Source organism: Myxococcales bacterium (assembly GCA_022563535.1).
Classification (GTDB): Bacteria; Myxococcota_A; UBA9160; order UBA9160; family UBA4427; genus DUBZ01.
Map to the genome: position 1 here is coordinate 1 of JADFNE010000054.1, position 20,193 is coordinate 20,193.

Here is a 20,193-nt window from a genome sequence, read left to right on the forward strand (position 1 = left end):
CCACCCCAACCCTCTCTCCGACGTCCAGCCCGTCCGCACTACTAAACCGGCCCTTTTCCCAAACCGCCCAGCGGGCAACCAAGCCGGGCAGAAGGATACCCCCGAGCCTCACCCCCAAAGCCCCGTAAATCAAAAATTGGAAAATGCTGTCCCGCGGAGATGACCCCCAGGACCCTCCGAGGAGCTTCCCATCAAGCCTTTGGCATTTCTCGCCGATAATTAGAAGAGCGTGGGAGGCGGGGTGATGGCTGTTGTTTCGAAATTTGTGTCGAGATTGAAAGCGGGTTCTCTGGCGAGAATTGCCGGCTGGTTCCTGCTGGTCGGAATTCTGTTTTTCTGTGTTTCGGCCTCTGCCGAGATCTATCGCTGGATCGACGAGAGCGGGAGGATGCACTTTACGCAGGATCTGGGACAGGTCCCGCTGCGCTACCGCACCTTGTCCAAGGCGGCGGCGGAGGCGCCCAAGGGTCGTTCGCCGGTTCAGCACTATACGCCGCCGAAGTTGCCGGCGCGCCTCGATACGGGGCATGCATCGCGGGGAGCCGGGGGGACCCAAAAGACTCACCGAATACGGGTTGAGCGGGCCGGCTCGAGCATGCGCGTCTCTGTGAGAATCAACGATCGACTCGACGTGCCTTTCATCATCGATACCGGTGCAACGGATGTGGTGCTTCCCGCATGGGCGGCGAAGGAACTCGGGCTCGCGATAGAGGGGCCGGGGGTCCGCACTTCGCCGCGGCAGACTGCGAACGGACTCATACACGCGCCGGTTTTAATGCTCGAATCGGTCAAGTTGGGTTCGGCAGAGGTCAAGAACGTGGCGGGCCTCGTAATCAGTAGCATGAGCGAGGGCTTGCTCGGACTCTCCTTCTTTAACCACTTCACTTACAACATCGATGCGGCAAACGGCATCGTGACGCTGACCCCTAACGGCCTGGCAGAAAACGGCACACTGCGGGGCGGGCGAAGCAAGGGACAGTGGAGTGCGGAGTTTCGCTCGCTTCATCGCCAGATCGAATTGGCGGAGTCGCATCTTGGTGACATGTCCGCCGGCCGCTCGCGGGAACGTAGCCGGCTCGAAGCGTATCTTGAAAAGTCGGAAGAGCGCCTGCGCCTGCTCGACACCGAAGCGGATCAGGCTCGGGTTCCCTTCCCCTGGCGTGACTGAATTTAGACCAATGAGGGAACGCGATTACCCACTCCCACCCGGGACCGCTTCGCGAAGCTGGGAGCAGCAGCCTTCTGAAATAAGAAAAACATCGATATTACAATAGTTTACGCGAATTTCCGCGCGTGAGCTGCCGGTGGCACTGATCTTGCTTTTTGTTCGGGGGAATGCGTGCTTTGGACGCATGCAGGAGGCAGCGGGATGCGAAGCAAACGGAGCGAGGAACAGATGCTGCTCGCGGGGCGGGCTCTGCGGCGGGTAATCGTCGAAGATGGCGTCGCGTTCTTTGACCGCGTACGCGGCGATCTTCTGCTGCGCGGCATAGACGAAGATCTGTCGGGCAAGATCGCCGCGCAACTGTGCGAACAAAACAGCCGCGTCGAATTGTCTTCAGAGCAGTACGAGGCGATGATCGATGGGGCGTCACTGGCCTGCGGCGTGCGCTGCAATATCGAAGATGATTCCCAATCCAGCGTCGTCCGGGTGCGCGAAATTGAGCGGATGATGCAGGCCTTTGCGGGCGAGCTCACCAAGCTGAACGAGAACCTCGATGTCATGGCCACCTACGTGCGACGCATGCGAAATCGTGCAGCACCCAAGTTGGTCACGCGCGAAAGCGATACCGTTCACTAATCAGCCCAGGCTCCGAAACGCCCGCTCGGACAATCCATTGCGCAAGCCCCCTCAGCCCGGTCCCGGGTCGAGCGTATGTTCGCGTTGCTTCCCATGGCGACTTTCGGCTATGCCGCCGGTGTAATCCTCGCAGATCAAGGCATGATCGATGTGGCCCTCGCCCGCGCGCTCGCGCTGGCCGGTCTGTTCGCCGGATTGCTTTCGCGTCGTATCCCCAACCTGCGCGCCTCAGCAGCGCTTCTGGTGATCGGTTCATGTGGCGCGCTGGCGCTGGCGTCGGCGCGTGAACGGGCCGAGATCGTCCCCCTCGAGCAGCCCCAAGAAGCGCTGGTCGAAGGCACGGTTTGCGCGGTCCTCGGGCAGGGTCCGCGAGTGGCGTTTGATTTGTGTGATTGCACAGCGGTGGCGTCCGGCGCGAAAGCTGTGCCTCGCCGGTTGCGAGTCTTCGAGAGTCTGGATCCCGAGCGGAGTGCCGCGCTCATGCGACTCCACGACGGACAGCGCATTCGGGCGCGCTTGCGCCTCATCCCGATCCGACTGAGTGCCAATCCAGGAGCGCGCAATCGCACGGACGCCTATGCGCGACGCGGGATTGGAGCGCTGGCGACACTCCGCGATGCGGCGATGTTGGTTCGGGTGTCCGCGCCCAAACGGATGTGGACTCAGGCGGTCGGAGACTTTCGAACCGCCCTTGCACAGTGGCGCCGCTTGCTCGGGGAGCGCCTCTCACAGGCCGGGCCAGGAGGTGGACTGGTCCGAGCACTGGTTCTCGGAGATCGAAGCACGCTCCCACAACCTGCCCGCGACGCGTTCGCGCGCATCGGGATCGGCCATCTGCTCGCGGTGTCCGGACTTCACGTGGCGTTGGTCGCCGGGCTTGGTTTCGCGATCGTTCGCCGGGCCTGCCTCCTGTCTTCGCGACTGTCCGCGCACCGCGATCCGCGCAGAATCGCCCTGATCGGCGCCTTTGCCGCCGCGCTGGTTTACGCCGGAATTTCGGGTTGGGGAATTCCGGTTCGGCGCGCGCTGCTCTTCCTCGGAGTCGTCTGTCTGTCGGTTGCGAGTCGCAGAACGGTGCGGGGCGGACAGCTTCTTTGTCTCGCTGCACTTCCACTGTTGATCGTCGAACCCCACGCGTTGTTCGAGATGGGCGCGCAGCTCTCGTTCGTCGCCAGCGCGGGACTCCTGCTCGCACGGCGACCGGCGAGTTCAGACACAAGAGCGATCCCATCCCTGATTCGCACTTCGGCCACGGCGATCGCGGCGACCGCGCCGTGGGTCGCATGGCATGGAGGCAGCGTCGGGGTGTGGGGCGTTGCGGCCAATCTGATCGCCGTCCCTTGGGTGGGGCTGGTGATGTTGCCCGCCTCGCTGTTGGCCGCGTGCGCAGCCGGTTTTCCGGAGACGGCCCTCACTCGCTTCGTCACGATCGGAGTGTCGCAGTTGGGAGGGTTTACGCTCGATTGTGTCACGCTGGCGGCTTCCTGGCTGCCGGCTTCGCCGGTCGGAAGTACGCCCGCCTTTGGGGTGTTGCTCTGCGCCGGTGCGATCGCCGTGCTCGCACTCCGAGCTCGGTCTACCGTCGCACGGGTGTTGTTGTCCCTCGTCGAAAGTGCGCTGCTCGCCCTGGCACCGGCCCAAAGTATTTCGCCACTGCCTCCCCGGATGGTTTCATTCGACGTAGGGCAGGGGGACGCAACGCTGATTCAGGGACGCTCGGGATCGCTACTGATCGACGCGGGCAGGGCGTTGGGCGATTCCTTCGACATGGGCCGCCGGGTCGTGGTCCCGGGTCTCGCGGCTCTGGGGGTCACTGAACTCGACCTCGTGATTGCAAGCCATGCAGACATCGATCACCGCGGAGGTCTCGAGGCCGTGCTCGATCGCGTTCCGACTCGTGTGCTTTGGCTGCCGCGCGGGACCGTCGATGATGAAGACTTCCGGGGCCTGCTCGATATCGCCAGGCGGCGCGGCGTTCGGGTTCGAGAACGAGGTGCTGGCGATCCACCGTTGGTCATCGGCGACCTGAGGGTGATCCCACTCTGGCCGGCGGCGGACGCCGGTCTCAAGGGGCGCAATGACAATTCCCTCGTCGTTCGGGTCGAAGTACTCGCTGGCAGCGGATCGACCGAGAGCATTTTGTTGCCCGGAGATCTCGGGGTGTTGGCCGAGCACCGGCTGATCGAACTCGGAATTGAGCTGCGCTCGACAGTGTTGAAAGTTGGGCACCACGGAAGTCGTGGATCTTCGTCGCTCGATTTTCTCACCGCAGTTCAACCCGAGGTCGCCTTGGTATCGGCTCCATGTCACGGGCGCGGTGGGCTCCCCAACGCGATTACCATGGATCGGCTGGCAAGTTTCGTGTCCGAAGTTTGGTGGACGGGAAGAAGCGGCGCGCTGATTGTAGGGTTTAAGACACAGTCACGAAGCCGAACGGTTACAGGATGGCATCAAAATGTGTCGTGCTGGAAACACTGAGCTGAGCTACGTGTAAATCGCCATCCTGCCGTTGCCCGCGGGGATTGGGGATAGCAAAATTCTGTTTCTGGCGGGAACCACGAAAGCACTGTAATTCTTCCGGCTTTCCGGGGTAGCTGGGATTCTTCTATTTACTTGGGTGGCGAAGAGCCCGGTCCTCGAATCGGATTTGAGTCGGGAACTTGAGTCAGTTGCGCTGAATTCAGAAAATTAAGCTGGGGGGAGAAGCGAGCACAAAGAAGGGGCGACCTTGTAGGTTTTGCTCTCGTGGGTTCATTCCTGAATTCAGGGTCTGGATCAAACATGCCGCTAATCAAAGATCAGATGGGAAAGTCACTCGTCATTGTCGAATCGCCGGCCAAGGCCAGGACGATCAACAAGTACCTAGGCAAGGACTTCATCGTGAAGTCCAGCGTCGGTCATGTGCGCGATCTTCCGGTCAGCGGATCCGGCAAGAATCGGGTCGATCCCGTGGCTCGTGCGAAAGCCGCGGCGGTGACGCGCAAACTGCCTCCCAAGAAACGCGCAGCTCATAAAAAGAAGAAGGCCCGCGAGGCGCTGATTGCCCGAATGGGGATCAATCCCGAGAAGGGCTGGGCAGCCAACTACGAAGTGCTGCCGGGCAAGGAGAAGGTGGTGGCTGAGCTGATCAAGCTCGCCAAGAACGCCGACATCGTCTACCTGGCTACCGACCTCGATCGCGAGGGCGAGGCGATCGCGTGGCATTTGCGCGAAGTCATCGGCGGTCCCGCCTCGAAATTCAAGCGCGTGGTCTTCAACGAAATTACCGAGAGTTCAATTCACGAAGCGTTCCAGAGCCCTGGCAAGTTGAACATCAATCGGGTCAACGCTCAACAGGCTCGTCGCTTTCTCGATCGAGTCGTCGGGTACATGGTTTCTCCTCTGCTGTGGTCCAAGGTGGCTCGCGGAATCTCCGCCGGTCGCGTGCAGTCGGTCGCCGTTCGCCTGCTCGTTGAGCGCGAACGAGAGATTCGCGCCTTTATTCCCGATGAATACTGGGAGATCTACGCGGACCTCGAGACCCAGAGCAAGCCTACGCACGAGATCCGACTCCAGGTGACCAAGCAGAACGGCGAAAACTTCAGGCCGACCAACGGAGAGGACAACGACGCTGCGCTGGCAGGACTGCGAGCGGGTACGTTTGAAGTCAAAAGCCGCGAGGACAAGCCGACCAAGAGCAAGCCTACGGCGCCCTTCATCACATCGACCCTGCAGCAGGCTGCGAGCACTCGACTGAGCTTCAGTGTCAAGAAGACGATGATGCTGGCCCAGCGTCTGTACGAAGCCGGTCACATTACCTACATGCGGACCGACTCGACCAACCTGAGTGCCGAAGCGGTGGAGCACTGCCGCGAGTACATCCAGCTGAAGTTCGGTGATCGGTATCTGCCGGAGCAAGCCCTTAGCTATTCGAGCAAGGAAGGCGCCCAGGAAGCCCACGAAGCGATCCGTCCATCGGATGTCAATTTGCATCCGTCGGAGGTCACGGGTCTCGAACGGGATCAGGAACGTCTCTACGATCTGATCTGGCGCCAGTATGTGGCGTGCCAGATGCCTCCGGCCGAATACCTCAGCACGAGCCTCGTCGTAGAGTCCGGAGACTTCGAGCTGCGCACGCGAGGTCGCATTCTCGTCTTCCACGGTTACACGAAGGTGCAGCCACCGACATCGAAGAAGAAAGAAGACGTGGCCCTGCCCGACATTAACGTGGGGGAGACCCTCGATCTCAAGGATCTCGACCCCGCTCAACACTTCACCAAGCCGCCACCGCGTTTTACCGAAGCCAGCCTGGTGCGTGAATTGGAGAAGCGCGGGATCGGTCGTCCCTCGACCTATGCGTCGATCATCTCGACGATTCAGGATCGGGGCTACGCGCGGATCGAGGGGCGCCGCTTCTATGCCGAAAAGATGGGCGACATCGTTACCGAGCGACTCGTCGAGAGCTTCGGCACCCTGATGGACTTTGGTTTTACCGCCGAACTGGAAGAAACGCTCGACGACGTCGCGATGGGGCGAGCGGATTGGAAAGACGTCCTCGACAAGTTCTACAAGAGCTTCAAGAAGAGCGTCGAGATCGCCCAGGGCGATAAAGGCGGTATGAGGCAAAACGATCCGACCGACATCTCGGTGAATTGCCCGCAATGCGGGCGCCACATGCAGATTCGTACCGCCAGCACCGGTGTCTTCCTCGGATGCTCTGGCTATGGACTACCGCCCAAAGAGCGCTGCAAGTCCACCATCAATCTGGTGCGGGGCGACGACGTCATGAGTGCCGACGAGGCCGAGGTCGAGGACGAAGAGAGCGAGGCCGAGGCCCGACGCTTGCTCACCCTTCGCCGCTGCCCCAAGTGCAAGACGTCGATGAACAACTACTTGATCGACGAAGACCGCAAGCTCCATGTCTGTGGCGACAACCCGGATTGCGACGGTTTCGAGGTCGAAGACGGGAAGTTCTTCATCAAGGGCTACGACGGCCCGCTGCTCGAGTGCGATAAATGCGGCGAAGAAATGCAACTGAAGTCCGGCCGCTTCGGCAAGTACTTCGGATGTACTTCGGACGATTGCAAGAATACCCGCAAGCTGCTGCGCAGTGGAGAGCCCGCGCCTCCCAAGGTAGATCCGGTTCCCATGCCGCACTTGCTCTGCGAAAAATGCGACGATTTCTATTTGTTGCGCGACGGAGCGGCGGGAGTTTTCCTGGCGGCGAGTCAGTTCCCGAAGCATCGCGAAACCCGCGCGCCCCTGGTCGAAGAGATTGCCCCGATCAAAGAGCAACTGGACGACAAGTACAAGTACCTCGCTGATGCTCCCCCGCGCGATCCGGACGGCAACCCGGCGAAGGTTCGATTTTTGCGCAAGACCAAAGAACAGTACGTGATGACCGAGATCGACAAGAAGGCGACCGGCTGGCGCGCGTACTACCGCGACGGGAAGTGGGTCGAAGAATTGCCCGCCAAGGCCAAGAAGGCGAAAAAGAAGGCCGCTGTCGAGAAGAAGGCCCCTCGCAAGAAGAAGGCCTCAAAGAAGAAGGCGGCCGGGGCCAAGAAGCGCTCATCCGCCAAGAAGCAGGCTTCGAGCAAGGCCGGCGGTCAGGCGGGCTAGCAAGCCGCTACGGGCAGTCGCCCGGGACGACGATTTCCATCCAGTTCTCATTCGATTCTTCGTGTCTGGTTTCGCCTGGGCTATTGTGCGCTCGAGGATCGCTTATGAAACAAACCGCTCGTGGCGCGCTCTTGATATCGGCGCTGCGCCTCCTGCCCAGGAACGCCATATCTCGCCTGGCTGGGCATCTGATCGGGATTCGTCTGCCCCAGCCCCTTCAGCGCTGGCAGATCCTGCTGGCGTCGCGCTGGTTTGGCATCCAACTCATCGAAGTTCGCGATCCGATTCGATCGTTCGCGAGCTTCCAAGATTTTTTCGTGCGCGCACTGGCACCGGGTACGCGACCGATTGATCCGGCGCCCGACGCGATCGTGTCCCCCTGCGACGGGACCTGGGGAGAATCGGGATACGTTACGGAAGGCCAGTTGCTGCAGATCAAAGGGCGGCAATACTCGCTGGCGGATTTGCTCGGGAACGTCGTGGACGCCAAAGGCTACGAAGGCGGCTCCTTCGCGACCCTCTATCTTTCGCCCGCGGACTATCATCGCTTTCACTCACCCTGCGATGTCAACGTTTCGAGAGTCCGCTATCTCCCGGGATCGTTGTGGCCGGTCAGTCCCGCAGGTCTCGCGGGGATTGATTCTCTGTTCGCCCAGAACGAACGCATCTGTGCATTCATGAATATTTCCGGACAACCTGAGCAGGAAGGGCTCTGCGTCGTGGCGGTCGGGGCCACGATGGTTGGCAAGATTCGCCTCACCTTTGATTCGTTGACCACCAATTGCGCGGGGGCAAAGGCGGTTACCCGAGACTACGGCGAAGCGTACGGAACGCCATTGCCGCGACTCGCGATTGGCGCGGAATGGGGACACTTCGAATTTGGATCGACGTTGGTCATGCTGGTGTCCGCCGAGGCAGGGCGAATCGATTTTCGCGAGGCTGGCACCCGGGTCCGAATGGGATCGCGCATCGGATTCCTCAGGCCAATCGCCGCCTGAGAGCGCGAGACCAGACCGCTCGCGCTTTACATGTTCAGCGCGAGTTTGGCCGTTTCGGACATCATGTCGGGGGTCCACGGCGGGTCCCAAACCAAATCCAGGTGGACGTCGCCCACACCCTCGACGTTGCGCACTTTTTCTTCGACTTCGGGTGGAAGCGTTTCGGCCACAGGGCACATCGGTGACGTCAGAGTCATGGTGAGGTCGACCGGAAACTTTTCTTGAGCGTCCGCTCCCTTGATCTCAACTCGGTAGATCAAACCCATCTCGTAGATGTCGACCGGGATCTCCGGGTCGTACACGGTCTTGAGCGCGTCGACGATTCGTTCGCGCACCCGCTCGGTTTCTTCGCTGTTGGCATTTTGGGTGGAGTCCGAATTTTCGCTCATAGTCTCATCCTTCGTTTTGCCTCAAAGGGCCTATTCGGTGGTGGCGGTTTCATCGCCTTCATCTAATGCTGCCTGCATGGTGTGCCAGGAAAGGGTCGCGCATTTGACCCGCGCGGGAAACTCTCGCACACCGCCAAAGACCGCGAGCTTGCCGAGATTTTCCGTTTCGCCTCGCTCGTTCGGATTGCCGGTGAGCAAATCGTGAAAACGCCCCATCGTTTCGAGGATCTCGGTCTTGGTCTTGCCGCGAGCGTATTCGGTCATCAGCGACGCCGACGCGGTCGAGATTGCGCATCCCATGCCACTGAAACGGATGTCGATGACCCGCTCGTCGTCGTCGAGGATCATCTGCAGGGTCAATTTGTCGCCGCACAGGGGGTTGTACCCATCTGCACAGCGGTTGGCGTCCTCGAGGGTGCCAAAGTTTCGGGGAGCCTTGTTGTGGTCGAGGATGACACTCTGGTAAAGGTCGCGCAGGTCGTCCATTAGCCGAAGAGCTCCAATACTTTGTGGATCGCGCTGTCGAGGGCGTCGATGTCGCGCTTGGTGTTGTAAAAGGCCAGCGAAGCGCGGGCGGTAGCCGGAATGCCATAGCGCTCCATCACGGGTTGGGCGCAATGGTGGCCGGCCCGAATCGCAACTCCCTGCTGGTCGAGAATACTGCCGACGTCGTGCGGATGGGCGCCCTCGATCACGAAGGAAAGCACCGCGGCTTTCTTTGGGGCGGTTCCGATCAAGCGAAGCTGTGGGATTTCCGACAGGCGTTCGGTTGCGTAGACCAACAACTCCTGCTCCCAGGCTTCGATGGCGGGCATGCCGATCTTGCTGAGATAGTCGACTGCCGTGCCGAGGCCGATCACTCCCGCGATGTCCGGCGTGCCGGCTTCGAAGCGTGCGGGGGCTTCGGCGTAGGTTGTCTTTTCAAACGTGACAGTGCGGATCATCGAGCCGCCGCCCTGATAGGGAGGCATGGCGTTCAGGAGAGCAAGCTTGCCATACAGAATGCCGACGCCACTCGGCCCAAAAATCTTGTGGCCCGAGATCGCGTAGAAATCGCAGTCGAGATCCTGAACGTCGATTGCCATGTGGGGTGCTGCCTGGGCGCCGTCGATCACCACGGGCGCGCCGACGGCATGCGCCGATGCGACCATCTCCTTGACCGGGTTGATCGTGCCCAAGGCGTTCGAGACGTGACCGATGGCCACGAGCTTGGTCCGTTCGCTCAATAGATTTTCGTAGGCACCAGCCTCGAGACTGCCGTCGTCTGCCAGCGGTACCACGACCAGCTTTGCGCCGGTTGCCTGGCAGAGCATCTGCCAGGGGACGATGTTCGCGTGGTGCTCCATGCCGGTGATGAGGATTTCATCGTCTCGGCCAATGTTCTTGCGCCCCCAGGTCTGCGCGACCAAATTGATCGATTCGGTGGCGTTGCGGGTGATGACGACCTCGCGCGGATTTGCCGCATTGATGAAACGAGCCAGTTTGCCCCGCGCTTTTTCAAATTCGAAGGTCGCAACCTCGGAGAGTTGGTACACACCGCGATGAATGCTCGCGTACTCGTTGAGGTAGAAGTTCGCCATGCGCTCGACTACGACCCGCGGCTTTTGGGCGCTCGCCGCGCTGTCGAGAAAAACCAGTGGCTTGCCCCGCATGGATTGTTCGAAGATCGGGAAATCCCGCCGGATTGCTTCCACGTCGAAAGGGGTCTGCGCTTGGGCTGAGGTAGAGGTCGCCGTCATTGCGACTCTCCAGTACTGAACAGCGCCTCGAGACGGGAACTCACCACGGCTGCCGCCCAGTCGCGAATGCTCTCCGTGCGGATCGACTCGGTGATTTGTGCGGCAAATCCTTTGGTCAAGAGCACTCGGGCGACGCGTTCGTCCAGGCCGCGTGAGCGGAGAAAGAAGAGTGCTTCTTCGTCGAGTTGACCGATGCTGGATCCGTGGTTGCACTTGACGTCGTCCGCATAGATCTCGAGCTGAGGCTTGGTGTTTACTTCTGCGCCGCGGTTCAGCAACAGGTTGCGATTCTGCTGCTCGGCAGCGGTGCCCTGGGCGCCCGGACGTACGATGACCCTTCCGCGAAATACTCCCCGCGCTCGATCGGCCAGGATTCCCTTGTACAACTCGCTGCTCTCGCAGTGGGGCATGGCGTGGTCGACCAGGGTGTGGTTGTCGACCAGTTGCTGATCACTTCCGAGATACAAGCCGTTGAGTATGCACGCTGCGCCTTCGTCGGCCAGCACGATCTCGAGTTCGTTTCGCAGGATGGCGCCACCGAGATTCAAGGTATGAAGAGAAAAACGACTGCTGCGCTGCTGCCGAATGCGTTGGCGTGCGATGTGAAACGTTGCGCCGGATTCGCGCTGCATCAAAATCATTTCGAGCGATGCATTGTCTTCGACAGTGACTTCGCAAACCGCACAGCTGAGCGCCGGGCCGGATCCGAGCGAGATATGGTCCTGTACGATTACGCCGGCGCTGCCGGGTTCGGCCACGATCAGCACCCGGGGAAAGGAAGCTCGCGGCTGGTTCTCCGAAACCGCGCTCGATACAAAGACGATCTGCAGTGGGCCGGCCAGCGCTTGCCCGCGCTTCAAGGTTACGACGGCCCCATCGGTCGCAAACGCGGTGTTGAGCGCGGAGAAGCCGTCGTCCTTGGCATCGACCAGGTCTCCGTACAGCGCGAGGGCCGAGCCTTGAGCCGGGGCTTCAGCCTTTGCGGCCTGCGCCAGCGACTGAAACTCGAATGCCGGATCGTCCAAGAACTTCGAAGCACGGTCTGCGAAGTGCCCATCGATAAATACCAGGCGACTTCCGCCAAAATCCGGCAGGTCCAATCCTGCAAGGTCCCCGTCGTCTACACCGTCGCTTCGGAGGGCCGGAACGAATGCCTGCTTCGCGATCGGCGCGACGTTCGTATAGCGCCATTCCTCGAGTCGTCGGGACGGAAAACCGAGTTCCGCAAAACGTTCGATGGCCTCTTGCCGCACGGGCCCGAGCCAGCCACTGCCGTCGTTTCCCGCGCGCTCTGCGAAGGTCTCGACGTAGTGTGCCAGTTGGGCATCGTTCTGTGCGTTGCGATCGGTCACGGAGTTGCACCGCCTGGCTCTTGTTCGATCCAGCCATAGCCCTTGTCTTCGAGTTCGTGAGCCAGTTCCTTGCCGCCCGACTTGACGATCCGACCTTCGGAAAGAACGTGGATGTAGTCGGGCACGATGTAGTCCAGCAAGCGCTGGTAATGCGTGATGACGAGCAGGGCGCGGTCGGGAGAACGCAGGGAATTGACGCCCCCGGACACCAGCCGCATGGCGTCGATGTCGAGGCCCGAATCTGTCTCGTCGAGAATGCAGAGCTTGGGTTCAAGCAACAGCATCTGCAAGATCTCGTTACGCTTTTTTTCGCCGCCCGAGAATCCTTCGTTGATCGAGCGCCCCATCAGGTCTTGAGGCATCTCGACCAGCGCCATTTTCTCTTTGCAGATGGAGAGGAAGTCCATGGCGTCCAGTTCGCTCTCGCCGCGGTGTACCCGCATGGCGTTCACCGAAGCTTTCAAGAAGTAGTTGTTCTTGACTCCGGGAATTTCGACCGGGTATTGGAAGGCCACGAAGATGCCCTCCCGGGCGCGAATCTCCGGCGCCATTTCTTCGAGGTTCTTGCCCTCGTAGAGGATCGATCCCCGAGTGATTTCGTAGCCCGGTCGGCCCGCGATCACGTTCGACAGGGTGCTCTTGCCCGAACCGTTTGGGCCCATGAGCGCGTGCACTTCGCCCGGGCGAATGTGCAGGTTGACTCCCTTGAGAATCGGAGTGTCTCCCACGTTGACGTGTAAATCTTTGATTTCAAGCATTTCTAAATCTCATTGAGTAGGGGATCTGTGGAGTTGGAAAATGGACGCTGAAGCGTGAAACGTAGGCTGAAGCGAGGTTCTACTAGCCGACACTTCCCTCCAAACTCAGTCCGAGTAGCGCCTGGGCTTCGACCGCAAACTCCATCGGGAGTTCTTGCAGGACTTCCCGGCAGAACCCGTGGACGATCATCGAGATGGCATCCTCCTCGGAGAGTCCGCGCTGTCGGCAGTAGAAGAGCTGTTCGTCACTGATTTTTGAAGTTGTGGCTTCGTGTTCAACGGTCGCCGTGTCGTTCTTGACCTCGAGATAGGGGAAGGTGTGGGCACCGCACTGGTCTCCCAGCAACAGCGAGTCGCATTGAGAATAGTTGCGAGCGCCAGAGGCCTTCGGTCCGATTCGCACGAGACCGCGATAGGATTGAGAGCCGTGACCTGCGGAGATTCCCTTCGAGATGATGGTGCTGCGGGTGTTCTTCCCGATATGGATCATCTTGGTGCCAGTATCCGCCTGTTGATAATTGTTCGTCATGGCGACCGAGTAGAACTCGCCCACCGAGTCGTCTCCGATCAGCAGACAACTCGGATACTTCCATGTGATCGCCGATCCCGTTTCGACCTGGGTCCAGGAAATCTTTGAACGTCGGCCGCGACAGGCCCCGCGCTTGGTGACGAAATTGTAGATGCCACCGACCCCGTCTTTATTTCCCGGATACCAGTTTTGCACCGTCGAGTACTTGATTTCGGAGTTCTCGAGAGCCACCAACTCGACCACTGCGGCGTGGAGCTGGTTTTCGTCTCGCTGGGGAGCCGTGCATCCCTCGAGATAACTGACGTAGGCGTCGTCGTCCGCGATGATCAGGGTGCGTTCGAACTGACCGGTATTGGCGGCATTGATTCGGAAATAGGTCGAAAGTTCCATTGGGCAGCGAACGCCTTTGGGGATGTAGGCAAAGGATCCGTCGGTAAATACGGCCGAATTGAGGCAGGCGAAGAAGTTGTCGGAATAGGGCACGACCGATCCGAGATAGCGCCGCACCAAATCGGGATGGTTGTCGACGGCGTCTGAGAACGAGCCGAAGATAATGCCCTGCTTTTCGAGCTCGGCCTTGTAGGTGGTGGCAACCGATACACTGTCGAACACGGCATCGACCGCAACCTTCGGCACCACACCTGCCAGGCGTTCCTGTTCTTGCAGCGAGATTCCGAGCTTTTCGTAGGTTCTGCGCAACTCGGGGTCGACTTCGTCGAGGCTTGCCAGCTCGGGCAGGGTCTTGGGGGCCGAGTAATAGACGATGTCCTGATAGTTGATCGTCGGGTAGTCGACCATGGCCCAGGTGGGTTCCTCGAAATTCTCGAGCATTTCAAAGAAGCGCACGAGGGCTTTGAGGCGAAAATCGAGCAGCCATTGGGGCTCATTCTTCTTTGCGGAGATCGTCCGCACGACGTTTTCGTTGAGGCCCGGAGGCAGTTGATCTACCTCGATATCGGTGGTGAAACCGTACTGATACTCGCGCTCGGCAATATCGCGAAGTTCGGCGTTGTCTTTAGACATCTCGGAGATTCCCTGTGATCTTGTTTGGAGTTGATGTTGGATTCGAGGCGCTGTGAGAAGATTCGAGTATTCGATGCAGTGGTCGCGGATTCATCGCGCTGCCCTCGGCGAGGTCCGCCAGGGTAATTTTGCCGAGCGCGTCGTTGACGACGCGGTTGATGACTTGCCAGGGCTCACGCACGGAACACGATCCCTCGTGCTGACAGATCCCGACCGCGACTGCACACTCTGTGATCGCGATCGGACCTTCCAGAACTGCAATCATCTCTGCGACGGTGATTTTGCTGGGGTCGGCGCGCAGGTTGTATCCCCCCTTCGCGCCGCGGTGAGATTCAAGGGGTCCTTCGCGCGCCAGGGATTTCAGGATCTTGCTCACGACCGGCAGGGGGAGGTCTACATCGTCGGCCAGCTCTCGGGCGGTGTGGAAGAAATCATCGCCGCTTCCATCGCCACTGCGAGCCTTGCTGCTGGCCATGTGGGCGAGAATCAGGATCCCGTAATCAGTGATTTTGCTCAGTCGAAGCATTGAAACTCGCGTTGCCTGGAGTGGACGATCTGGGTCTTGCCAAAACATATCGGACTAATTTGGTCCTGTAAATTGTGAAAACACACTGTGGTACTTCTTGTTGCACCTACGGAGAAAATATCGTGCCCCTCGGGGGTTTTGGCTTCGAAAATCGCCCCGGGAAGAGCGTCTTTTCACGCCACGACGGCTGCGGTTCGAAGGTTCCCCGTGAAACATAAGTTGCGGGTATAACAAGGGAATTCCGTTCCGAGTCGAACACTCGAGGTCGCAATTCCCCATCCAACCCCGCGGAATTTGGAGCTTTAGAACGGAAGTTTAGACCTTGGATTCGCCCTCGGGAGCGGGCGGCGCAGGCGACTCGGCTGCAGGGTCTGGCGGCGGAGCTTCGGCATCCAGGAACTCGCGAACCTTGCGTAGCAGCGTCGACGGCGAGAAGGGCTTTTCGAGCAGGTTGATGTCTTCGGCTCGCACCCCGTGCTTTGAAAGTGCATCGTCGGTAAATCCCGACATGTAGATCACCAGGGTTTCCGGGCGAATCGCGCGTGCGCGCTTCGCGATTTCAAATCCGTTCATCTTTGGCAGGATCACATCGCTCAACAGCAGGTGAATGGGCGTCGGGTGTCGGTTGAAGAAACGCAGGGCTTCAATACCCGATTGAGCCTCGAGAACCTCGTAACCGTGGCGCTCGAGGCAGCGGACGACGAGTTTACGGACCTGTTCCGAGTCTTCGACCAGAACGATCGTCTCGCTGCCTTGAAACTGCTCGGGGGAGAGGTAGCGCTCCGGCAGCATCGGAACCTCGGAGGCTCTGGAGAGATAGACTACAAAGCACGTGCCGCCGCCGACCTCGCTCTCCACTTCAATATGCCCACCCGTTTGTTGAATGATTCCGATCACCGTGCTGAGGCCCAACCCGGTTCCTTTGCCACTCTCTTTGGTGGTGAAGAAGGGCTCGAAGATCTTCGCCCGGATATCCGGGCTCATTCCACTTCCGTTGTCGCGGACGCTCAGGGTGAGATACTCGCCGGCCGGAATCTCGTCGATCTCGGCCGGGACGGGGGCTTCAAGGGTTTTGTTCGCGGTTTCGATGACAATGCGCCCGCCCTGGGGCATCGCGTCGCGAGAATTGACGACGAGGTTGAGCAATACCTGCTGGAGTTGACCCGGATCCGCCTTGATGGGCCAGGCGGCGCCATCGAGCAGGGTCACGAGTTCGACATCTTCTCCAATCAATCGCCGGAGCATGCGATCCATGTCCGCGACCAGGTTGTTCAAGTCAAGGATTCGCGTCTGCAGGACCTGTCGCCGACTAAAGGCCAACAGCTGATGAGTGAGCCCGGCGGCGCGTTCCGACGCTTTGAGGATCTCCTCTGCATCGGCGCGAGCCGGATGCTTGGGTCCCAACTCCTCGAGCAAGAGGTCGCAATAGCCGGTAATTGCGGTCAACAGATTGTTGAAGTCGTGGGCGATTCCGCCGGCCATGCGACCGATCGCTTCCATCTTCTGGGACTGTTGCAATTTCTGTTCGGTCTGGCGCAGGGTTTCGCTGGATTCGACCTGCTCGGTGATGTCCCGCGAGATCAACACCGACATTATTTGCGAGCTAGAGGTACGATACGACCGCATGGTCGTCTCCAACAACCGGTCCCCACCGTCTCGATGCAGCGCGCGAAATGAACCGCGGGTCGTCCCGAGTTGCGAGGTGGCAGAGAAAAAGCTTCGCGTCACGGTTTCCAGGTCTTCGGGGTGCACGAGCTCGACAGCATTGCTCCCGAGCAGCATCTCCGGTGGATACCCCAGGATCTTCTCGTAGTTTGGGCTCGCGTAGATGAAGCGGCCCTGCTCGTCGAGTTCTGCGATCAGATCGTACGGGTTGTCGGCCAACATGCGATACCGCTGTTCGCTTTCGACCAGGGCGCGCTCGTTCTCTAGTCGATCACCGACATCGCGACAGATCATCGCGATCGCGACGGGCTGATGGGTGCGGCGATCGTCCACCACGAACATGCTCGTCACTGCGATCACGCGTTGCTGAGTTTTCAAATGTTTGAGGGCGAGTTCTCCGGTCCATTTTTTGTGGCGGTGTACGGCCGGCATGATTTCGAATTTCAGGGAACGCGTGGTGTCTTCGTGGACAAAGTCGTAGAGCGACTTGCTGCGAGCCTCTTCATCGCTGACGAGTCCGAGGAGTCGCTGGCCTGCAGTGTTGAGGAATAGCACGGAGCCGTTCAACGACGTGAGCACGATCAAGTCCAGGCTGTTCTGAATAATCGAGACCATCTGGGCGTGCTCTTGCTCGAGGGTGGCGCGTTCGCTGATGTTTCGGGCGGAAACGATGACTCGATTTTCGCCGTCTTGCCCGGGGTATGACCGGGCTTGTGCTTCGAACCAGCACCAGGTGCCGTCGGCGTGTCGGATGCGAAGGCTTGCCGAAACGTTCGTGTTCTCGCGCTGAACCTCGCGGTAGAGTTCGGCGACGTTCGGCAGGTCATCCGAGTGGATGATATTTTTATGCGACGTTTCGGCAAAGGCTTCTGGCGAGTAGCCCAGTAGTTCGCGCACATTATCGGAGACCTCGAGCAGGCCCCGAGTTGGCGAGATTTCTACGCACAGATCATGCGAGGTCTCGAGCAAACTGCGGTAGCGCGCGTTGCCAATTGTTTTGCTCTCGAGATCGCGTTGGAACTGGAGCTCGGCCTCGGCGCCTCGAGCCAAGATGCGAATCAAGGAGACGGCTTCTTCGGGCTGCGCGATCGGTTCATGGCTCCAGGCGCTGAGGATTCCGATCACGCGGAGATCCCGATCTAAAAGAGCGACGCCCAGATAACTCTCAGTCTGCGACTCCGTCAGCGACGCGTCGGCCTTGAACTGCTTGCGGACATCGCTCGGGTAGCAGCCGAGTTCTCCCTCGAGCACATTCGCACAAGGGGAACCGGTGGTGTCGTAGTCGTAGTTCTCCGCAAGCGCACCATTATTCCAAGCGACGACGGTCTGCAAACTCGTGGAGCTGGCCGTCTGAAGCCGAGATACCACAACCGTGTGGGCTCCGACGCATTCGGCGAGATGGCACACCAGTTTTTCGAGCAAGTCTTCGCCACCGACTGGGCGCACAGACGCGAGACTCTCGAGAGTCTCCGCGACTTTGTTCCCGGCCGTGGAATCTTTGCGGGATGGAATATCTCCCGGTGCCGCATCCACCGCTCGGGGCGGAACTTCGCGCTGGCTCACGGCCTTGAACGCGAGCGAGTACCACGGAAGCAGGTTCTCCAGTTGTTCGAGTTGCTCGTCGCCGAACCGTTCCGAATCCCAGAGATCGATGCGGCCGAGAGGTGCTGTGCCCAACGAGAGCCGCAGGCTCCGGGTAGGAGGTTTGACCGACTCCCCAAAGGAGAGCTGGGGAGAGCCCTTACTGACGGCGGTAGAGCCTTCAGCTAAGGAAGAGCCTTCAGCGAAGGAAGAGCCGTCGAGCCAGATTTGTGACGCCACACAGTCGAATTGTTCGCGCAGCATCCTAAACAGGTGTTGACCGACTTCGTCGATATCGGCGCAGGCCGCGAGAGATTGAATGAACGCATCGTGATCGAAAGAATGTTCCGCCTGGTGTTGTACTTCTGGATCGACCAACTGCGGTCCTTGCCGCTGAAGGGGTTCGGGCTCGGTCTTCGACCGAGATGTTGTCTCGCTTTCGAGATCGAGGGGAATGATTTGGCCGATGCCCCTGGGCAGTTCGACTGCGTAGCGAGCGAACTCCGGGTGGACTTCCATCGCGACTTCGACGGGTTCCAGATCGAGTAGCAACGGGGCCACTTCGAGGGCGCCCTTGATGAGTTCGAAAAAGGCGGGGCAGCCAGCGCAGTCTTCTGGCAACCCGAACTCGAGCAAAACGACGTGACCGTCCGACGCGATGTCCGCGTGAACATCGAGCTCGGGAAACAGCTCATTCGCCATGCGGAGTGACTCTTCGATGTACAAGATCTCGACGGGGACATCGGCGGCACTCATGTGCGCGGACCCCGAAGAAAAAAGCTCTTCCGCAATCTCGCGCCCGATCTCGGCAGGGGCGGGCAGCGGAGGTATGGAGTCGAACACTTCTTCGGAGTAATGGGCGAGTCGGTTACACAGCTGAGAAAAGACATCCCAGTCGACATAACCGTCGGAATCGACAAGCTCTTCGGGGTCGCAAATGTCTGCGGCCCAATCCGCCCCCGAGACCGAACGACTCTCAAGCCATTGGACGAGCGAGATCGTTACGAAGGTCGAAATTTCGGCCATGAGGTAATTTGCCTCGAGGGTGATCCGCACGAGCAACTGGGGATCGCAAACACCGTCGAATATAAACTTGTTATGCCTCGCAATGATAACGTCGCGCGAAGTGCATTGGAAGCGCAACTTGGGATTGAATGGGCGCGAGGGCAGTCGGCCGCCGAACTCGGCCGACTGTTGACCGGGTGGTCGCATAATTTGCGGTGGCATAGTTTGATCGCGGGGCCATCGGACCACGCCATGCATTGAATTCATTGTTTGACACGAATGAACCGCACAATTGCGGCCTGTCAGTCAATGCATCCAGCGGGCCGACCTCGTGTCAAGCGTTTTGCCCGCTCGTCATCGACATGCCCACGGCCGCTTCTCCGGGACCCACACTCGCATGGGGGGCATCAGAGTAGATCCCCGGGTTGTTCATCCGATCTGAAACGATCAAGATGATCGTGCGTCGCAGGTCTGTGAACACTATGTCGAGATCGGTGTCCGGATCGAGCAAACGACGGACTAGCGCCATCTGAAGCAGGCCGAGAATGGTGTGGGCCACCATTTCGACGCGCGGCAGGTCGTGGCCAATATCCGACTCGATGCCTTTCATCAGCGCTCGACCCGTGCGACCGAAGACCTTCAGGATAGCCTCTCGGGTTTCCGAAGATTGATCTCCGCGTTCGAGCAGGATCGAGAGCAATAGACGCAACAAATGTGGCTTCGTTTCGACAATGTTGCGCAGGGAGGCGATCAGTGCATCGAGCCGCTCGGCGGGTTCGCCGACCGAGTCGATGCTGTTGGTGATTTCGCGGATCCAATCCTCATTCACCCGATCGATGATTGCGTTGAGCAGGCCTTCCTTGCTCTTGAAGTGCCAGTACAGCGCGGTCTTGGCAGTACCGGCGTGTCTGCAGATGGCATCGACGCTGGTTGCGGAATAACCGCGTTCGGAAATAAGGTCGATGGCTCCCTGGAGCAGGCGTTCGCGGCTCTCTGCGCCTTGTGGCGTCAATCGTTTTGAAAACTTTTTCTGATTCATCTGCTGGGCTTCCTATGGTTTTCCCCCGCCGTTCACACTGACGTACTAACGAGGTTTCGTCAAGCAGGGCATGTACTTGTGACTCGGGGTCACTCGGGAATCGACCGCAGGTGGGGCGCTAAGGGCGTGAAATCAAACGCGCTCACTGCTCGCAGTGCGGAGTAGATACGGAGTCAAATTACGACCG

The 20,193-nt window shown here is 59.6% G+C and carries 14 protein-coding genes; 5 read left to right on the forward strand and 9 right to left on the reverse strand.

The window, feature by feature from the left end:
- Window positions 1-244 precede the first annotated feature (244 nt).
- From IH881_15130 to psd, 5 genes are all read left to right on the forward strand, one after another.
- Window positions 245-1,168, forward strand: coding sequence for a TIGR02281 family clan AA aspartic protease (locus IH881_15130; protein ID MCH7869028.1), 924 nt, complete (start codon window positions 245-247; stop codon window positions 1,166-1,168).
- Between the two features lie 201 nt (window positions 1,169-1,369).
- The gene (locus IH881_15135; GenBank protein MCH7869029.1) at window positions 1,370-1,801 is read left to right on the forward strand and encodes a hypothetical protein; all 432 of its coding nucleotides are present in this window, start codon (window positions 1,370-1,372) and stop codon (window positions 1,799-1,801) included.
- Between the two features lie 93 nt (window positions 1,802-1,894).
- The gene (locus IH881_15140; GenBank protein ID MCH7869030.1) at window positions 1,895-4,279 is read left to right on the forward strand and encodes a DNA internalization-related competence protein ComEC/Rec2; all 2,385 of its coding nucleotides are present in this window, start codon (window positions 1,895-1,897) and stop codon (window positions 4,277-4,279) included.
- Window positions 4,280-4,603: 324 nt separating this feature from the next.
- Window positions 4,604-7,402 carry a type I DNA topoisomerase gene (gene topA / locus IH881_15145; protein ID MCH7869031.1) on the forward strand — a complete coding sequence of 933 codons (2,799 nt, stop codon included), beginning with the start codon at window positions 4,604-4,606 and terminating at the stop codon, window positions 7,400-7,402.
- A gap of 104 nt (window positions 7,403-7,506) precedes the next feature.
- Window positions 7,507-8,400: a phosphatidylserine decarboxylase gene (psd, locus tag IH881_15150; protein MCH7869032.1), complete on the forward strand. Its 894-nt coding sequence runs from the start codon at window positions 7,507-7,509 to the stop codon at window positions 8,398-8,400.
- A gap of 26 nt (window positions 8,401-8,426) precedes the next feature.
- Here the strand turns inward: psd and IH881_15155 are convergent, their stop codons facing one another.
- The 9 genes from IH881_15155 to IH881_15195 form a co-directional block, all read right to left on the reverse strand.
- The gene (locus IH881_15155; protein MCH7869033.1) at window positions 8,427-8,789 is read right to left on the reverse strand and encodes a DUF59 domain-containing protein; all 363 of its coding nucleotides are present in this window, start codon (window positions 8,787-8,789) and stop codon (window positions 8,427-8,429) included.
- A 30-nt stretch (window positions 8,790-8,819) separates the two neighbouring features.
- Window positions 8,820-9,275, reverse strand: a complete 456-nt coding sequence (locus IH881_15160) for an SUF system NifU family Fe-S cluster assembly protein (GenBank protein ID MCH7869034.1) — start codon at window positions 9,273-9,275, stop codon at window positions 8,820-8,822.
- Entirely contained in the window at window positions 9,275-10,528 is a 1,254-nt protein-coding gene (locus tag IH881_15165; GenBank protein ID MCH7869035.1) for a cysteine desulfurase, read from the reverse strand. Before IH881_15165 ends, IH881_15160 begins: the two co-directional genes overlap by 1 nt.
- A complete protein-coding gene (gene sufD, locus IH881_15170) occupies window positions 10,525-11,880 on the reverse strand; it encodes a Fe-S cluster assembly protein SufD (GenBank protein ID MCH7869036.1) in 1,356 nt (451 codons plus the stop codon). The genes IH881_15165 and sufD overlap by 4 nt, the downstream gene beginning before the upstream one ends.
- Window positions 11,877-12,638: a Fe-S cluster assembly ATPase SufC gene (gene sufC / locus IH881_15175; protein ID MCH7869037.1), complete on the reverse strand. Its 762-nt coding sequence runs from the start codon at window positions 12,636-12,638 to the stop codon at window positions 11,877-11,879. The genes sufD and sufC overlap by 4 nt, the downstream gene beginning before the upstream one ends.
- An 82-nt stretch (window positions 12,639-12,720) precedes the next feature.
- On the reverse strand, window positions 12,721-14,190 hold the full coding sequence (gene sufB, locus IH881_15180) for a Fe-S cluster assembly protein SufB (GenBank protein ID MCH7869038.1): 1,470 nt from the start codon (window positions 14,188-14,190) through the stop codon (window positions 12,721-12,723).
- Window positions 14,183-14,716, reverse strand: a complete 534-nt coding sequence (locus IH881_15185; protein ID MCH7869039.1) for an SUF system Fe-S cluster assembly regulator — start codon at window positions 14,714-14,716, stop codon at window positions 14,183-14,185. Before IH881_15185 ends, sufB begins: the two co-directional genes overlap by 8 nt.
- Before the next feature lie 315 nt (window positions 14,717-15,031).
- The gene (locus tag IH881_15190) at window positions 15,032-18,988 is read right to left on the reverse strand and encodes a PAS domain S-box protein (GenBank protein MCH7869040.1); all 3,957 of its coding nucleotides are present in this window, start codon (window positions 18,986-18,988) and stop codon (window positions 15,032-15,034) included.
- Window positions 18,989-19,301: 313 nt separating this feature from the next.
- Window positions 19,302-20,006 carry a TetR/AcrR family transcriptional regulator gene (locus IH881_15195; GenBank protein MCH7869041.1) on the reverse strand — a complete coding sequence of 235 codons (705 nt, stop codon included), beginning with the start codon at window positions 20,004-20,006 and terminating at the stop codon, window positions 19,302-19,304.
- Window positions 20,007-20,193: the final 187 nt, after the last annotated feature.